Raw genomic sequence first — 245 nt, forward strand, 5'->3', positions numbered from 1 at the left:
TTATTCATCTCACACACCCCGCTCGACACCGCGCTGAACGGCCGCCTCTCGGGGCACCTCACCTACCAGATGAATGAACTCAGACAGATCAGGAGAAGACATGGCAGTTGTGAACGCAAGCCTGCGCGGCTTGGCACGTCGGCTGGTGGTGGCCGCTGTTGCGGCTGCTGCGCTGCCGGGCCTGGTGGGGCTTGCCGGTGGTTGGGCGACGGCGAAGGCGTTTTCCCGGCCCGGTCTGCCGGTCG

Annotated in this window: 1 pseudogene; it reads left to right on the forward strand. The window is 65.7% G+C overall.

The annotated features are described in order from the left end of the window. Window positions 1-100: 100 nt before the first annotated feature. Window positions 101-245: pseudogene (locus tag F6Q13_RS19855) on the forward strand (diacylglycerol acyltransferase/mycolyltransferase Ag85A); the annotation flags it as partial.

Source organism: Mycobacterium sp. (genome assembly GCF_008709575.1).
Classification (GTDB): domain Bacteria; phylum Actinomycetota; class Actinomycetes; order Mycobacteriales; family Mycobacteriaceae; genus Mycobacterium.